This window comes from Streptomyces sp. NPDC004284, from assembly GCF_042874035.1.
In the GTDB taxonomy this organism is placed as follows: domain Bacteria; phylum Actinomycetota; class Actinomycetes; order Streptomycetales; family Streptomycetaceae; genus Streptomyces.
Genome location: NZ_JBIAMJ010000018.1, coordinates 18,294 through 30,628, shown reverse-complemented (window position 1 = coordinate 30,628; position 12,335 = coordinate 18,294). Strand labels below are relative to the sequence as shown.

The following is a 12,335-nucleotide window of genomic DNA, read 5'->3' as shown; positions in this document are numbered from 1 at the left end:
CCCCGTTCTTCCCATGACGTGGTCCTACACCGCCGTTGTCGCGCCCTCTACGATGGCGAGCGGACGCCGCAGGCGGTGTCCCCGGCAGAACGGCCTCCCGCCCGGCGGCAGGCGGGCCGAAGCACGGACGGACACCCCGCCGATTCCCACGGCTGGGAACGGGGCCGACGAAGGAGAGACCGCAGCCATGAGTTCGCTGTTGACCGAGAGCGACCTCATCCACGAGGCCGAGGTGGTGTGGCTGGAGAACCCCGACGGACTCGACTACGTCCGTCAGGCCCTGGACAAGACGAAGCGGCGCAACACCAAGCCCCCCTACGCGCGCGACGGACGCATGGTGGGATACGCCCTCCTGGACGACGACGCCTCGCCCGACCCGGACAGCGGCCTCTACAGGCGCCGGGTGTTCTTCCTCCTCCCCCACGACCGCGACAGCCTCCCCGACGGCCTCTACCGCGAGGGCGCCCCGGGAGAGGCCGTCGACCCCCTCACCATCGCCCCGAAGCAGCCGGGAGCGAAGACACCCAGGTCCCAGAACGGCTCCACGGCCGCCGCGGCATCGACCCCCTGAGGGCCAAAGCCCGCGCGGGGCCCGCGTTCGCTCCACCGCGTACGTGACCCCCGCCCGTTCCTCTCCCCCGCGTCCTACTGGACCGCGGTCTCCAGGACGAAGCCGCGGACCGCGGCCGCGAACACCTCGGGTTCCTCCACGTGCCCCAGGTGGCCGCTGTTCTCCAGGATCACCAGACGTGCGTCCGGGATCAGTTCGTCCAGCTCGCGCCCCCAGCGCACACCGCAGATGACGTCGTGCCGGCCCACGATCACCAGGGCCGGTACCGCCAGCGTCTTGAGGGCGACGCGATCGTCGACGAGGTCGGGGCCGAGTTCCTCGTCCAGGCCCGAGATGTACGTGGCGCGGATCGCGTCCCTGAGCGGGGCGTACCGCTCCTCGTCGCCCCAGTAGTCCGCGAAGTACGACGGCAGCACTCCCTTGGCCACCGCCTCCGTCTGCTCATCGCTGGAGATGCTCGACATCTCCCCGAACGCGGCCAGCACATCAGGCAGCCCCGGGTGACCGGCATGCTTCTCCGCGAAGCGCTCCACGTTGCGTCCCGCCTCCTCGCCGTGCTCCGGGCCGGTGACGGGAGCACCCTCGTACAGCACGACCCCCGCCACCTGCTCGGAGCGGTTCAGAGCGTGGTGGGCGGCGACGAAGGCTCCATGCGAATGCCCCAGCAGATGCACCTTGGAGACACCGAGCCGGTTGATGAGCGCTTCCAGGAAGTCGCTGTAACGATCGCGCGTGTATCCGTGCGGGTGCGAGGGCAGGCGGTTGTCCTCCGAGGTGCCGATGGGCTCGACGTACACCATGGTCAGGTGCTCTTCGAGAGCCGGCATGCGCATGTACTCCCAGAAGATGCCGGGACCGCCGGAGTGGGCCACGCACACCGGGCCTTTGCCGTGGACGTGATAGCGCAGGGCAAGGCCGGCCAGCGAGAACGTGTGTGTGCCCGGGGAGAGGGGGTCGGTGTGCGCGATCGACGAATTCATCGGAACCTCCGCGTGGTGTGTGGACCTCTGACACCGACACGATGCTGGGCAGCCCGAAAAGTTCAGACTTTCCGATGTGAGGTGGCACACATGCCTCGGTTTGGGCATGGAGGGGGCCGGGCCCCGTCGCCGCGGAAACGGACGCGACGGGACCCGGCACCATGGTGTCCTGTGTGACGTCAGGCCGGGGGCATCACCTGACGGCCCCGGTACATTCCGCAGTGCCGGCAGGCGGCGTGCGGCGGGGTCCGCAGTCCACAGTCGGTGTTGGCGCAGGTCACCAGGACCGGCACGTCCACCTTCCAGTGGGCTCGGCGGTGACGCGTCCGCGCGCGGGACTTCTTGTTCATCATGGGCGATGGTTTCCGTTTCCGTAGGGCATCGCTCCGACCACGAAGGCACGGCACAGCCCGACGGAAGGGCACGCGGGGAACAACAAGTGCTCACGCGGACAGGGGGTCCTGTCGCGGCAAGGCGTGGGTTCGTCGGAGAACAGGCCGGTGAAGGTCAGAGCCGCTGGGCATGGGGCGTGGAGAGCACACGCCGACCGCGCCGAAGTCCTGGCGGTTGGCTGTACGAGATACGCCTGGACCTGCGCCGATGGGCGGCGGGCTCAGGCTAGGCTCTGTCAACTTCGATCAGCACGCCCAGGAGGCTAGCAAACCGCCGGACACGGCTGCAACGCACGTGGTGACGGCTGCCGTCCGCACGGCACACATGTGCCTGGCCCCTCCAGAATGACGAAAGCGCAGCGGGAAGCGTTCTCCCGCTGCGCTCGCAGGCACACACCCGGGTGCCGGATGGACCTCGGCGCCGCTACTGCGTCACCACCCGGTAGCTCAGCATCTCCCGGGGAGGGTTCGTCTGGGCCAGGGTTCCACTGCCCCACGGCCAGGTGGCGGTGCAGCCGGCCCCGGAGTACAGCACCACGGACGTGGAGCCCGAGGCGATCTGGAGGGATGCGGCCGGCTCCGCCGGCGTGTGGCAGGTGCCGACGTCGCCGAGGTCGACCCGCTCGGCCCCGCAGAGGGCCTTGAGCTCGTCGTCCGATTTGAAGGTGCCGTCGTCGGCGTTCTTCGACCAGGGGATGTCGCGGGCGCTCGGCACGTGGCCGGGGCGCTGGGACTGCTCCTGCGGGAGGTGGGCCGGGGCGGTTGTGTTCTTCGGAGGACGTGTGAGGGGCTCCCGTGGTTCGGCAGACCCTAAGAAACATGCTCCACTTCCACCTTCGTCACCGTCTTGACAGGTGACGACATGCGATGCATGCTGACAGCGGTCGCTCCAGGCGACCAGCAGGACGCGATCCACGATCACCGAAGTGGAGCATGGTCATGAACAATGAAGTCGCCCAGGACACCTACGCCGCGGCCCGGCACGAGCGCTTCGGAAAGCTCCCCGGACGAATCCCGTTCGAGGACATGACCACCGAGGTGGACGCCGATCCGGCCGGCAGGGGCGCCCCCGACTACAACCCCGAGAACTCATGGAACTTCTACTCGTGCGTGGCCCTCGACCTGGGCCTGTAAAACCCTCGCGCACGAAGAGAGGTCTCCCCCGTCGGGGAGACAAGAGGTCCTGCCACTCCTCTGCCTGATCCCCGGCGGGTCCGTCTGACAGGTCCACGAAGGGCGCCGCCACCTTCTTCCGCCCCGAATACGAGGCAGCCCTCGTCAAGGAGTGGCTGCCCACGGCAGAAGGCCGCCTACCTGCGCCAACCCGGGATCCGCCGCACCATCCCGCCCGATGCCGACCAGGCGCGCACCCGTCAAAAGCTCGGCTCCCACAGCAGCCGGCCCCCACATTTCGACCGGGCCGACCACCGCGTGCGCCACGCGGTCGAGTGCGGGACCAACCGCCTCAAGAGACATCGCGCCGCCGTCACGCGATACGACAAGCCGCCGCCCACTACGAGGCGACCGGGCTGATCACAGCTTTCGACAAGCGGCTTCGACCGAAGGTCGCCTCCGGTCCTCGTTCACCCATCCCGCCCGGCAGTCAACTCCTCCGCATCCGCCTCCGGGAACCCGTACGCCGACGCGACGAAGTAAAACTCGTCACAGATCCACTCGCGCGCGACTGTCTCGATCTCGCTCCCGGCCGCCATGAACTCCCTGTCCAGCAGGTTGAACTCCTCCGTCGCAGCCCGGGAGAGCGCATACAAGCTCTCCGTATCCGACGGCTGCTCGCTCTCCATGCGCCCGCACAGCCGCAACAGGATCGCCTTCCCCCGGTCGACCACGTGATCGGGGAAGTACGAGTCGTCGTACATCTGCCGCAGGAACGTGTGTCCCGCTACCTCCTGGTTCGTGACCGGCATGGCACTCCCCTACCTCCGCGAAAAGCTGACGCGCCGATCATGCACAGCACCACTGACGACAACGTCCCCATTGGACGCCGGCCCCTAAGCAACCAGGGCTTTCACAACAAGGCGCTAGCCCTCGCCCGAACGCGGTCAGCCCCGCAGGGCGAAGAAACGCATCGGCGAGTTCGGCCGGAATCCGATGCGCGGGTACACGGGCGCTCCGGCGGCGGTGGCGTGCAGGGTGGCCCGGGTCAGGCCGGTGGCCCGGCCCCCCTCGTACAGTGCCTTGCGCGTCACGGCCTCGCCGTATCCGCGGCGTTCCCACTCCGGGTCCGTGGCGACGAGGACGACGAAGAGCCGGCCGTCCGCCTCCACCGTCGCCGCGCAGGTCACGGGAACTCCGTCGCGCAGGCCCAGGTAGGCGTGCACCTGCTCCTTCCAGAGGGCGGAGCCGGCGAGGCCGTCCCGGCCGTCCTCCAGCGCGAAGCCGTACGCCCTGGAGTTGAGGTCGGCGTACGCCTGAAGGTGTTCGTCGGTCGACACGCGTACGAAGGTCAGGTCGGGGTGGACGGGCTCCGGCAGGGGCAGCAGGTCCCCGGCCATGCCCGTGCCCGGGAAGGCGTGCACCAGACCCGCCCGCTCGGCCGCCGCGTCCAGGCCGGCGCGCGCCTCGTCCTCGATCAGGTCCTCGAAGACCCACAGGAAGCCCGGCTGCTTCTTCGAGCGCATGACCTCGGCCGCTTCCCGCAGACGCCGCTCCAGAAGCGCGCCGTCGGCCCCGACCTCGGTCAGGGTGACGCAGTTCCAGAAGGCGAACCGGCAGTCGGCCCAGCGCACGGCGATCCCCGGGAGGTCACGGACGTCCGCGCCCTCGTCCCGGTCGAGCACCATGGCCCGCCAGACCACGGCCAGTTGCTCCATCGATTCGACCGAGTCCCCGAGAACTGTCAACAGAATCCCTCACTTTGCCGAGGTGCGCGGAATGTCCGACGAGTGGACCACCTTTTCCCTACGCGTCCCAGAGGGCACGGTCACCACGGCACGCATGTCGGACACTCGTTCACCGGTCGCCCCAGACGCGATGACCAATCCGGTGGGCTCCGTCTCCGGCTTCGCCCCGCCGGCGAACGCGGGGACGTTCCAGGGCACTGGCGTCCAGGGTGCCGGGCTCAGTCACTTGACTGCACAGGACTCCCGGAAGGCCTTGCCCCGGCCGCGCCGACAGCCAGAACGGCCACGTGGGGAGGATGGTACCGAGGCGCCCCTTCTTGAGTCATTCGACGGTTACGCGAGTGCCTCTCCTGCCACGAACCTGGACTCGCGAGCCGAGCACGACGGCAGCACCTCGCCGTCCCGTGACCCACCACTGGGCCGGCGTTCCGCACCTGCCCCCATCACCTCGTCCGAGAGGGACCAAGCATGCCGTTCATCACCGTCGGCCAGGAGAACACCACCGACATCGAGCTGTACTACGAGGACCACGGCACCGGACAGCCGGTCGTCCTCATCCACGGCTTCCCCCTCGACGGGCACTCCTGGGAGAAGCAGTCGGCCGCACTGCTGGCCGCCGGCTACCGCGTCATCACCTACGACCGCCGCGGCTTCGGCCAGTCCAGCCAGCCCACCGTCGGCTACGACTACGACACCTTCGCCGCCGACCTCAACCGCCTGCTGGAGACGCTGGACCTGCGCGACGCCGTCCTCGCCGGCTTCTCCATGGGCAGCGGCGAGGTCGCGCGCTACCTCGGCACCTACGGCTCCTCACGCATCGCCAAGGCCGCCTTCCTCGGCTCTCTGGAGCCGATGCTGCTCAAGACCGACGACAACCCGCAGGGCGCGGCGACCGCGGAGTTCTTCCAGGGCGTCTCCGACGCGGTGAAGGCCGACCGATTCGCGTACTACACCGACTTCTACCAGGACTTCTACAACCTGGACGAGAACCTCGGCTCGCGCATCAGCGAAGCGGCCGTCCACAACAGCTGGAACGTCGCCGCAGGCGGCGGTGCCCACGCGGCCGCCGCCGCACCGCTGACCTGGGGCACCGACTTCCGCGCGGACATCCCCAAGATCGACGTGCCGGCACTCATCCTGCACGGCACGCACGACCGCATCCTCCCGGTCGAGTCCACGGCCCGCCTGTTCCACCAGGCCCTTCCCTCCGCCGAGTACGTGGAGATCGAGGGCGCCCCGCACGGCCTGCTCTGGACCCACGCGGACGAGGTCAACAAGGCGCTGATCGAATTCCTGGCCAAGTAGTACCCCGACCCGGCGCCGTGCCCCTCCCCGGACGAGGGACACGGCGCCGCTGCCCGTTCGGCGACAGCAGGCCGTAACAGAGTCCGACGATCCGGCGGCTGAGCAGCCCGGGGAGAGGGATCCGCGAACGCGACGCCCGCCGTCACCGGCCGTGATGAATTCCATGCCCTGGCCGTCAGGACCGACTACAAGGACGACCGGGCATGACAGGACGTCTTGGCGGCGCTGATGAAGCCTTGGGGAGACGACCCGTACGACGCGCGCGTCCACGTCATCGACGACCGGTCCTGGGCGGAGACATCCACCGACGAGGTAGTGGCGGCGGTCCGCACCGACGAGAACCCGTCCGTCGTGTCCTCGCCGATCGGATGACCATGGAGACCGAATGCCACGCCCTGCCGGCGGTCACCATGGCGGCCCGGGAAGGGTGCGAGGACGAAGAGGCTACGAACAATCGATCGAGCTCGGTACTGAGTTCCGCGCCGCCCCTGCGGGGTCCACGACGTCCACGCGAATCTGAACATCGGCGACCTGGGCTTCGAGGAGGACGCGGAATGGGCCCAGGAGGATCCCGAGGGGATCTATCGGCCCTCCTGAACGGTCGGCGGCTCCCATTCCCTGATCGAGCCGCCCCTCACGGACTCGGCCTGCGCGGACACAGGAACCTGCGTCCGGCAACGAATCGGAACCGACGAGACTCGAGGTGTGGTCCAGTCTCCCGCCAGGCACCAGACAGCCACGCAGAATGGACGTGAGCGTCCGGCTTTTTAAGTACTCACGGGCAGAGCCACCCGGCCCGCATTGCTCCTCGCACGACGGCACCGAGCAGCGGGGCCGGCCTCTACCTTGGCGACCGCGTACCTCTCATCACCGCCCAGGCCGTAACTGAGCCCAACATCGCCGCCACGAAGCGCCATTGGCGAGGTGTTCTCGTGCGTCTGACCGCCGCCACCGTGCCGGGAACCCCGCCGATCGTCACCGGGAACGGCATCGCCACGGCCGACGGCGACCGCGGGATCGCCTACACCGCCGGCGCGCCGACGGGCCTCGCCCACGCCATGGCCGACGGGGTGGACGTGCGGGGCTGTTTCCACTGGAGGGCGCTCGACAACTGCGAACGGGGCAGCTACCGGACCACGTTCGGCCTCATCACCGTCGACCGTAAGGCCTTCGTACGCACCCCCGAGCCCTCCGGAGCCCGGCTCGGCGCGATCGGGCGCAGGCTCGTCCTGCCGACGGCTTCCTCCTGAGCCCTCCGAGTACCGTCGCCCCCTTGAACCCCGGGGTCCGTCCGCACGCCGGCCCCGCCGGGACGGGCCCCGGCCCTTTCCGGCGGGTCGCAGCGGCCGACCGCCCGGGTCGTCGCCCCGCGGCACTTCGACGGCCGGGAGGTCGACGCGCACCACGGGCCGACACGCGAAGCCGCCCGCTCCCCGAGAACCCTCAGGATCCAGCCGGCTCGGAGAGACGGGTGATGCCTGCGGTGAGGAACGCGAAGGCGCTCCTCAATGCCTGATCGCGAGCCTCGCCCGCCGGGGTCTTGTACGCCTCGACGATGACGGCGACGGTGGCGGCGGCGGCCAGGCGTGGCCTCGTGTCGTCGGCTGCCACGCTCATGTCGCGGGCCAGGGCGGCCGTTCCCTCGTTCACGGCCTCGGTGTAGTGGATCCCCCGCAGCGCCGCCAGTTCCGGGTTGGCGTCGAACATGCGCTGCTCCAGGACACCGAGTTCGTCGGCCTCGGTGATCTCCCGGCCGAGCCAGTCGGCGACCTCATCCAGCGTCGACACCCCGGCGGGACGCTCGCGCAGCGCGGTGGTGAGCCGCGTCAGGGACTGCGCCGTCCGGGACAGCGCGAGGTCCTGCTTCGTCGCGAAGTACAGCGTGACCGTTCGCGGTGACACCTCGGCCTCGGCGGCGATGTCGGCGATCGTCGTCGCCGCGTATCCACGCTCGGCGAAGAGCCGGAACGCGGCTCGGGTGATCGCTTCCCGGCGGCGGGCCTTGTTGCGCTCGCGCAGTCCTGGCGTATCCATACCAGCATCCTACCCAGGACTGCAAAATTACTATGGACTGTAAGTTTGCTTTAGGCTGCAAAAAAAATCGTCGCGTGTGATGAGGGACCGGCATGGCTGACCAACTGTTCGAACTGGGCCGCTGGGTCGCGCGCAGGCGCGGCCGGGTGCTCGCGGGATGGCTCCTGCTGCTGGCGGTGATCGCCACCCTGGGCACGACCTTGAGCGGCACGCTCGGCACCACCTACTCGGTACCGGGCATCGAGTCACAGAAGGCCCAGGAGCTCCTCGCCGAGGAGTTTCCCGCCGCGGCGGGCGGCAGCGCCCGCATCGTCTTCGCCGCGGCACCGGGCGAGGACCTCGACCAGGCCGGCGCCCGTACGGCGCTCGCGGACACGCTCAAGCGGGCCGCGGCGATCCCGGGCGTCGTCCATGTCTCCGACCCGCAGCAAACCGGCGCGGTCTCCCGGGACCGTACGATCGGCTACGCCGACGTGCAGTTCGCCATGGCGGCCTCCGAGGTGCCGGAGTCGGCCACGGACGCCCTGACGAAGTCGGCGACGGATCCGCTGCGCGAGGCCGGTCTGCAGGTCGAGTTCGGCGGTACCGTGACCACCCCGGCCGACGGCATGGGCGGCAGCACCGAGATCGTCGGTGTGGTGATCGCCTTCGCCGTCCTGGCCGTCACGCTGGGCTCGCTGCTCGCGGCCGGCCTGCCCCTCCTGACCGCGCTGGTCGGCGTCGCCGTCGGCGTCCTGGGGGTCCTGTTCGTCTCGGGCTTCGTCGACATGACCGGCACCGCGACCGTTCTCGCCCTGATGATCGGACTCGCCGTCGGCATCGACTACGCGCTGTTCGTCATCTGCCGCCACCGTGAACAACTGGCCGTGCCGGGAAGCCGGGTGGAGGAATCCATCGGCCGGGCGACGGCCACCGCGGGCACCTCGGTCGTCTTCGCCGGCATCACCGTCGTCGTCGCGCTCGCGGCCCTCTCCCTGACCGGCATTCCCTTCCTGGCCGTCATGGGCCTGGCCGCCGCGGGCACCGTCCTCATCGCGGTCGCGGTCGCCGTCACGCTCGTGCCCGCCCTCCTCTCCTACGCCGGTGAACGGCTGCGTCCCAAGCCCCGCCCCGCCACCGCGAGGCCGGAGGGCGCATGGGGTCTCGCCTGGGCCCGGCTCGTCACCCGCCGCCCCGTCCTGGTCGTCCTCGCCGGTGTCACCCTGCTCCTCGGCCTGGCGCTGCCCGCCCGCGATCTCCGGCTCGGGCTGCCCGGCAACGACAGCCAGCCCGCCGCCAGCACCCTGCACCGCGGCTACCAGCTGCTCACCCGCGGGTTCGGCCCCGGCTTCAACGCGACCCTGTCCGTCATCGTCACCGACGTCCCCGCCGCACAGCGGACCCAGGTCCTGGCCGAGCTCGGCAAGACCCTGTCCGCCGAGGAAGGCGTCGCGGTCGTGGCACCCCCGGTGACCAACGCCGACGGCTCCGTCGCCGCCATCGGCCTCGTCCCCACCACCGGGCCGAACGACGCGGCCACCACCGACCTCGTCCACCGCCTGCGCGGTGACCACCACGTCGTCAGCCGGGCCGGCGGCACGATGTACGTCGCGGGAGCCACGACGGCGGCCATCGACATCTCCGCCAAGCTCTCCGACGCCCTCCCCCTGGTCATCGGCATCACCGTCCTGCTCGCACTCGTCCTGCTGACCATCGCCTTCCGCTCCCTGCTCGTCCCCCTCAAGGCGATCGCCGGATTCCTGCTGTCGGTCGGCGCGAGCCTCGGCGCCGTCGTCTGGGTCTTCCAGGACGGCCACCTCGCCGACGTCTTCGGCCTCGCCGCCGCGGCCCCCATCCTGTGCTTCCTGCCCGTCCTGCTCATCGGCGTCCTCTTCGGCCTCGCCATGGACTACGAGGTCTTCCTCGTCGCCCGCATCCGCGAGCACCACCAGCACACCGGCGACGCGAGCGAGGCCATCGCCCACGGCGTCGCACGCAGCGGCCGCGTCGTCACCGCCGCCGCCCTGATCATGGCCGCCGTCTTCGGCGGCTTCATCTTCACCGCCGACCCCGTCATCAAGTCCATCGGCTTCGCCCTGGCCGTCGGCGTCCTCATCGACGCCTTCCTCGTCCGCCTCACCCTCGTTCCCGCCGTCCTCGCCCTCCTCGGCAACCGCGCATGGCACCTGCCCACCTGGCTGGAACGCGCCGTCCCGCACGTGGACATCGAAGGCTCCCTCACCGACCAGGACCCCGCAGCCCAGCCAGTCACAGGAGACCCGAACAGCCCTTCCGAAGAAGGCTCCGCCCAGAGCCGTCGGTCACCCATGAAGGCCTGACGCGGAAGGGAGACGACACGCCATCGACGGCGAGCTACGGACGGCGGGCCAGAGCGGCCCGCCGGCACCTACCTCCGGGGTGACCACCGGCACCGCCGTACGCCACCGAAGGGCTCCGCGCGTCGGCCTGCGAGGGCACACAGCGAACGGAGCCACGTCCGGAACGCCCTGTGCGCCCTGTGCGCCCTGTGCGCCCTCGGTACGGATACCGCTCGCGGTCACGGCCCCTGAATCCGGCCGACGCCGACCCCTCCTGCAGAACGCTCGAACCGGAAGGGAAGCCTGGAGCATGTCTCTTTGAGCGGCTGGCCAGTTGATCGGATGTGTCCGTCCGATCAGTGATCCCAGATGCGACGCGGGACCGGATCGAGCCCTGATGCCCGGCCGACCCGGTACGCGGTCGGCGATGGGCCGACCACCGCCGCACTCTTGAGGCCATCGCGTGGAAGTACCGCACCTGCTCACCCTGGCGGGACCTGCCAGGGTGAGCTCGGCTCGTTCCGGACCGCTCACAAACGCCCGATCAGGTGGGCCGTGGACGGCACCTGGGAACGCATCCTCGCCGCGCTCCTGGCAGCGGCCGACGCCGATGCCGACATCGACCGGACCGTATCGGCGGGCTCCACCGTCTGCCGGGCCCACCAGCACGCCGCCGGAGCCAGGAAAAAGGGGCTCCAGGACGGGCCGAACCCGGCGACCACGCGCTCGGATGCTCCCTCGGCGGCCTGAGCACAAAGGTCCACCTCGCCGGCGACAGCCATGCACGACCCCTGACCCTCCGCGTCACCGCAGGCCAGGCAGGCGACGCCCCGGCCTTCGAAACTGTCACGGCCGGCATCCGTGTTCCGCGCAGCGGGCCGGGAAGACCGCGGACCCGGCCGGAGGCCGTCCTGGTGGACCGGCCATGCTCACCGACAAGCTCGCCATCGCCTACCAGGCCGCACTCCGCCTCGCCGCCCTCCTTGTCCGGACCCGGTACTGATCACGGCTTCGCGCCATGGCGGGTACGGCGTTCAGTCGCTGAGAGCGAGCCGGATGCCGAAGGCGGCGATGACGGTCCCGGTGATCCGGTCGAGCAGGCGACGGGCCTGAGGCCTGCGCAGCCAGCCGTGCAGCACTCGGGCAAAGCCGATGAGGACAGCCGACCACATCAGACCGATGAGGATGTGCACCGTGGTGAGCAGCAGCCCCATGGTGAAGTGGTGTGCGCCGGCGGGGATGAACTGGGGCAGGACGGCGACGTAGAAGGCACCCATCTTCGGGTTGAGGAGGTTGGTGAGCGTCCCCTGCCGCCAGCCGCCGGTGACGGAGTCCTTCCCGGTGGAAAGGTCGGATTCACCGATGCCGGCCGTAGGCAGACCCCGGAAGGTGTCCCGCAACATGCGGACGCCCATCCAGATGAGATACGCCGCCCCGATCCAGCGCAACGTCACGTAGGCGAGGTGCGAGGCCGTGAAGAGCGCGGTCACCCCCAGAGAGGTGAGCGCGCCCCACAGGAGGGTGCCCGACTGGATTCCGAGGACGACGCCCCAGGCCCTGTTGCGCCGACCGAGAGCGGAGGTGCGCAAGATCAGAGCGGTGTCGAGTCCAGGAGTCAGAGCGAGAAGCCCCACAACCAGGGCGAAAGACCACAGCGAATTACTTATTGCCATGGAAGGCCAGCATATGACACCGGCCCTCTGACCTGCGCATACCCCTCTGTTGTCTGACCCTGCTGGTCCGCCCCTGATTCAGGGAACACGCTCAGGTGGCCCGGCCTCGTGCCGGATGACCCGCCGCTTGCGGGAGAGCAGGCGCCTCCCGGCCATGGTGCCGGCCTGGGACGGAGTCGGGCGGGCACGTCTCGTGCGGTCACGTCCACCGTTGAGGCTGAT

Annotated in this window: 12 protein-coding genes and 2 pseudogenes; 7 read left to right on the top strand and 7 right to left on the bottom strand. The window is 69.8% G+C overall.

The window, feature by feature from the left end:
- The first annotated feature begins 187 nt into the window (after window positions 1-187).
- Window positions 188-571, top strand: a complete 384-nt coding sequence (locus tag ACFYUS_RS32640) for a DUF6009 family protein (protein ID WP_388860352.1) — start codon at window positions 188-190, stop codon at window positions 569-571.
- 74 nt (window positions 572-645) lie between these two features.
- Here the strand turns inward: ACFYUS_RS32640 and ACFYUS_RS32635 are convergent, their stop codons facing one another.
- The 3 genes and pseudogenes from ACFYUS_RS32635 to ACFYUS_RS32625 all read right to left on the bottom strand — a co-directional run.
- Window positions 646-1,551, bottom strand: coding sequence for an alpha/beta fold hydrolase (locus ACFYUS_RS32635; RefSeq protein ID WP_388860349.1), 906 nt, complete (start codon window positions 1,549-1,551; stop codon window positions 646-648).
- A 179-nt stretch (window positions 1,552-1,730) separates the two neighbouring features.
- Entirely contained in the window at window positions 1,731-1,904 is a 174-nt protein-coding gene (gene rpmF / locus ACFYUS_RS32630; protein ID WP_388860346.1) for a 50S ribosomal protein L32, read from the bottom strand.
- Window positions 1,905-2,553: 649 nt separating this feature from the next.
- Window positions 2,554-2,703 (bottom strand): annotated as a pseudogene (locus ACFYUS_RS32625) (sulfurtransferase); the annotation flags it as partial.
- Window positions 2,704-2,882: 179 nt separating this feature from the next.
- Between ACFYUS_RS32625 and ACFYUS_RS32620 the strand changes: the two are divergent.
- Window positions 2,883-3,077, top strand: a complete 195-nt coding sequence (locus ACFYUS_RS32620; protein ID WP_388860343.1) for a hypothetical protein — start codon at window positions 2,883-2,885, stop codon at window positions 3,075-3,077.
- A 449-nt stretch (window positions 3,078-3,526) separates the two neighbouring features.
- Here the strand turns inward: ACFYUS_RS32620 and ACFYUS_RS32615 are convergent, their stop codons facing one another.
- Complete coding sequence (locus tag ACFYUS_RS32615) at window positions 3,527-3,868, bottom strand: DUF5713 family protein (protein ID WP_388860340.1); 342 nt, start codon at window positions 3,866-3,868, stop codon at window positions 3,527-3,529.
- Between the two features lie 135 nt (window positions 3,869-4,003).
- The gene (locus ACFYUS_RS32610) at window positions 4,004-4,774 is read right to left on the bottom strand and encodes a GNAT family N-acetyltransferase (protein ID WP_388860682.1); all 771 of its coding nucleotides are present in this window, start codon (window positions 4,772-4,774) and stop codon (window positions 4,004-4,006) included.
- 498 nt (window positions 4,775-5,272) lie between these two features.
- Here ACFYUS_RS32610 and ACFYUS_RS32605 point away from each other — a divergent pair, with 498 nt between their 5' ends.
- From ACFYUS_RS32605 to ACFYUS_RS32595, 3 genes are all read left to right on the top strand, one after another.
- Window positions 5,273-6,109: an alpha/beta fold hydrolase gene (locus ACFYUS_RS32605; protein WP_388860337.1), complete on the top strand. Its 837-nt coding sequence runs from the start codon at window positions 5,273-5,275 to the stop codon at window positions 6,107-6,109.
- Between the two features lie 216 nt (window positions 6,110-6,325).
- Complete coding sequence (locus tag ACFYUS_RS32600; RefSeq protein WP_388860334.1) at window positions 6,326-6,481, top strand: DUF6924 domain-containing protein; 156 nt, start codon at window positions 6,326-6,328, stop codon at window positions 6,479-6,481.
- Between the two features lie 560 nt (window positions 6,482-7,041).
- Complete coding sequence (locus ACFYUS_RS32595; protein WP_388860331.1) at window positions 7,042-7,359, top strand: family 1 glycosylhydrolase; 318 nt, start codon at window positions 7,042-7,044, stop codon at window positions 7,357-7,359.
- 193 nt (window positions 7,360-7,552) lie between these two features.
- Here ACFYUS_RS32595 and ACFYUS_RS32590 read toward each other — a convergent pair whose 3' ends face one another.
- Window positions 7,553-8,143: a TetR/AcrR family transcriptional regulator gene (locus ACFYUS_RS32590; RefSeq protein WP_388860328.1), complete on the bottom strand. Its 591-nt coding sequence runs from the start codon at window positions 8,141-8,143 to the stop codon at window positions 7,553-7,555.
- A 92-nt stretch (window positions 8,144-8,235) separates the two neighbouring features.
- Here ACFYUS_RS32590 and ACFYUS_RS32585 point away from each other — a divergent pair, with 92 nt between their 5' ends.
- Window positions 8,236-10,461, top strand: coding sequence for an MMPL family transporter (locus ACFYUS_RS32585; RefSeq protein WP_388860325.1), 2,226 nt, complete (start codon window positions 8,236-8,238; stop codon window positions 10,459-10,461).
- Between the two features lie 323 nt (window positions 10,462-10,784).
- A pseudogene (locus tag ACFYUS_RS32580) lies at window positions 10,785-11,372 on the top strand (IS5 family transposase); the annotation flags it as partial.
- Window positions 11,373-11,474: 102 nt separating this feature from the next.
- On the opposite strand, the gene ACFYUS_RS32575 reads toward ACFYUS_RS32580, so the two are convergent.
- Window positions 11,475-12,113, bottom strand: coding sequence for a LysE family translocator (locus ACFYUS_RS32575; protein ID WP_388860322.1), 639 nt, complete (start codon window positions 12,111-12,113; stop codon window positions 11,475-11,477).
- Window positions 12,114-12,335 lie beyond the last annotated feature (222 nt).

Bases quoted from the DNA above. Each gene is read 5' to 3' on its own strand.
- rpmF (WP_388860346.1), bottom strand. From the start codon at position 1,904: ATGATGAACAAGAAGTCCCGCGCGCGGACGCGTCACCGCCGAGCCCAC.
- ACFYUS_RS32615 (WP_388860340.1), bottom strand. From the start codon at position 3,868: ATGCCGGTCACGAACCAGGAGGTAGCGGGACACACGTTCCTGCGGCAG.
- ACFYUS_RS32635 (WP_388860349.1), bottom strand. From the start codon at position 1,551: ATGAATTCGTCGATCGCGCACACCGACCCCCTCTCCCCGGGCACACAC.
- ACFYUS_RS32620 (WP_388860343.1), top strand. From the start codon at position 2,883: ATGAACAATGAAGTCGCCCAGGACACCTACGCCGCGGCCCGGCACGAG.
- ACFYUS_RS32585 (WP_388860325.1), top strand. From the start codon at position 8,236: ATGGCTGACCAACTGTTCGAACTGGGCCGCTGGGTCGCGCGCAGGCGC.
- ACFYUS_RS32610 (WP_388860682.1), bottom strand. From the start codon at position 4,774: ATGGAGCAACTGGCCGTGGTCTGGCGGGCCATGGTGCTCGACCGGGAC.
- ACFYUS_RS32575 (WP_388860322.1), bottom strand. From the start codon at position 12,113: ATGGCAATAAGTAATTCGCTGTGGTCTTTCGCCCTGGTTGTGGGGCTT.
- ACFYUS_RS32640 (WP_388860352.1), top strand. From the start codon at position 188: ATGAGTTCGCTGTTGACCGAGAGCGACCTCATCCACGAGGCCGAGGTG.
- ACFYUS_RS32590 (WP_388860328.1), bottom strand. From the start codon at position 8,143: ATGGATACGCCAGGACTGCGCGAGCGCAACAAGGCCCGCCGCCGGGAA.
- ACFYUS_RS32605 (WP_388860337.1), top strand. From the start codon at position 5,273: ATGCCGTTCATCACCGTCGGCCAGGAGAACACCACCGACATCGAGCTG.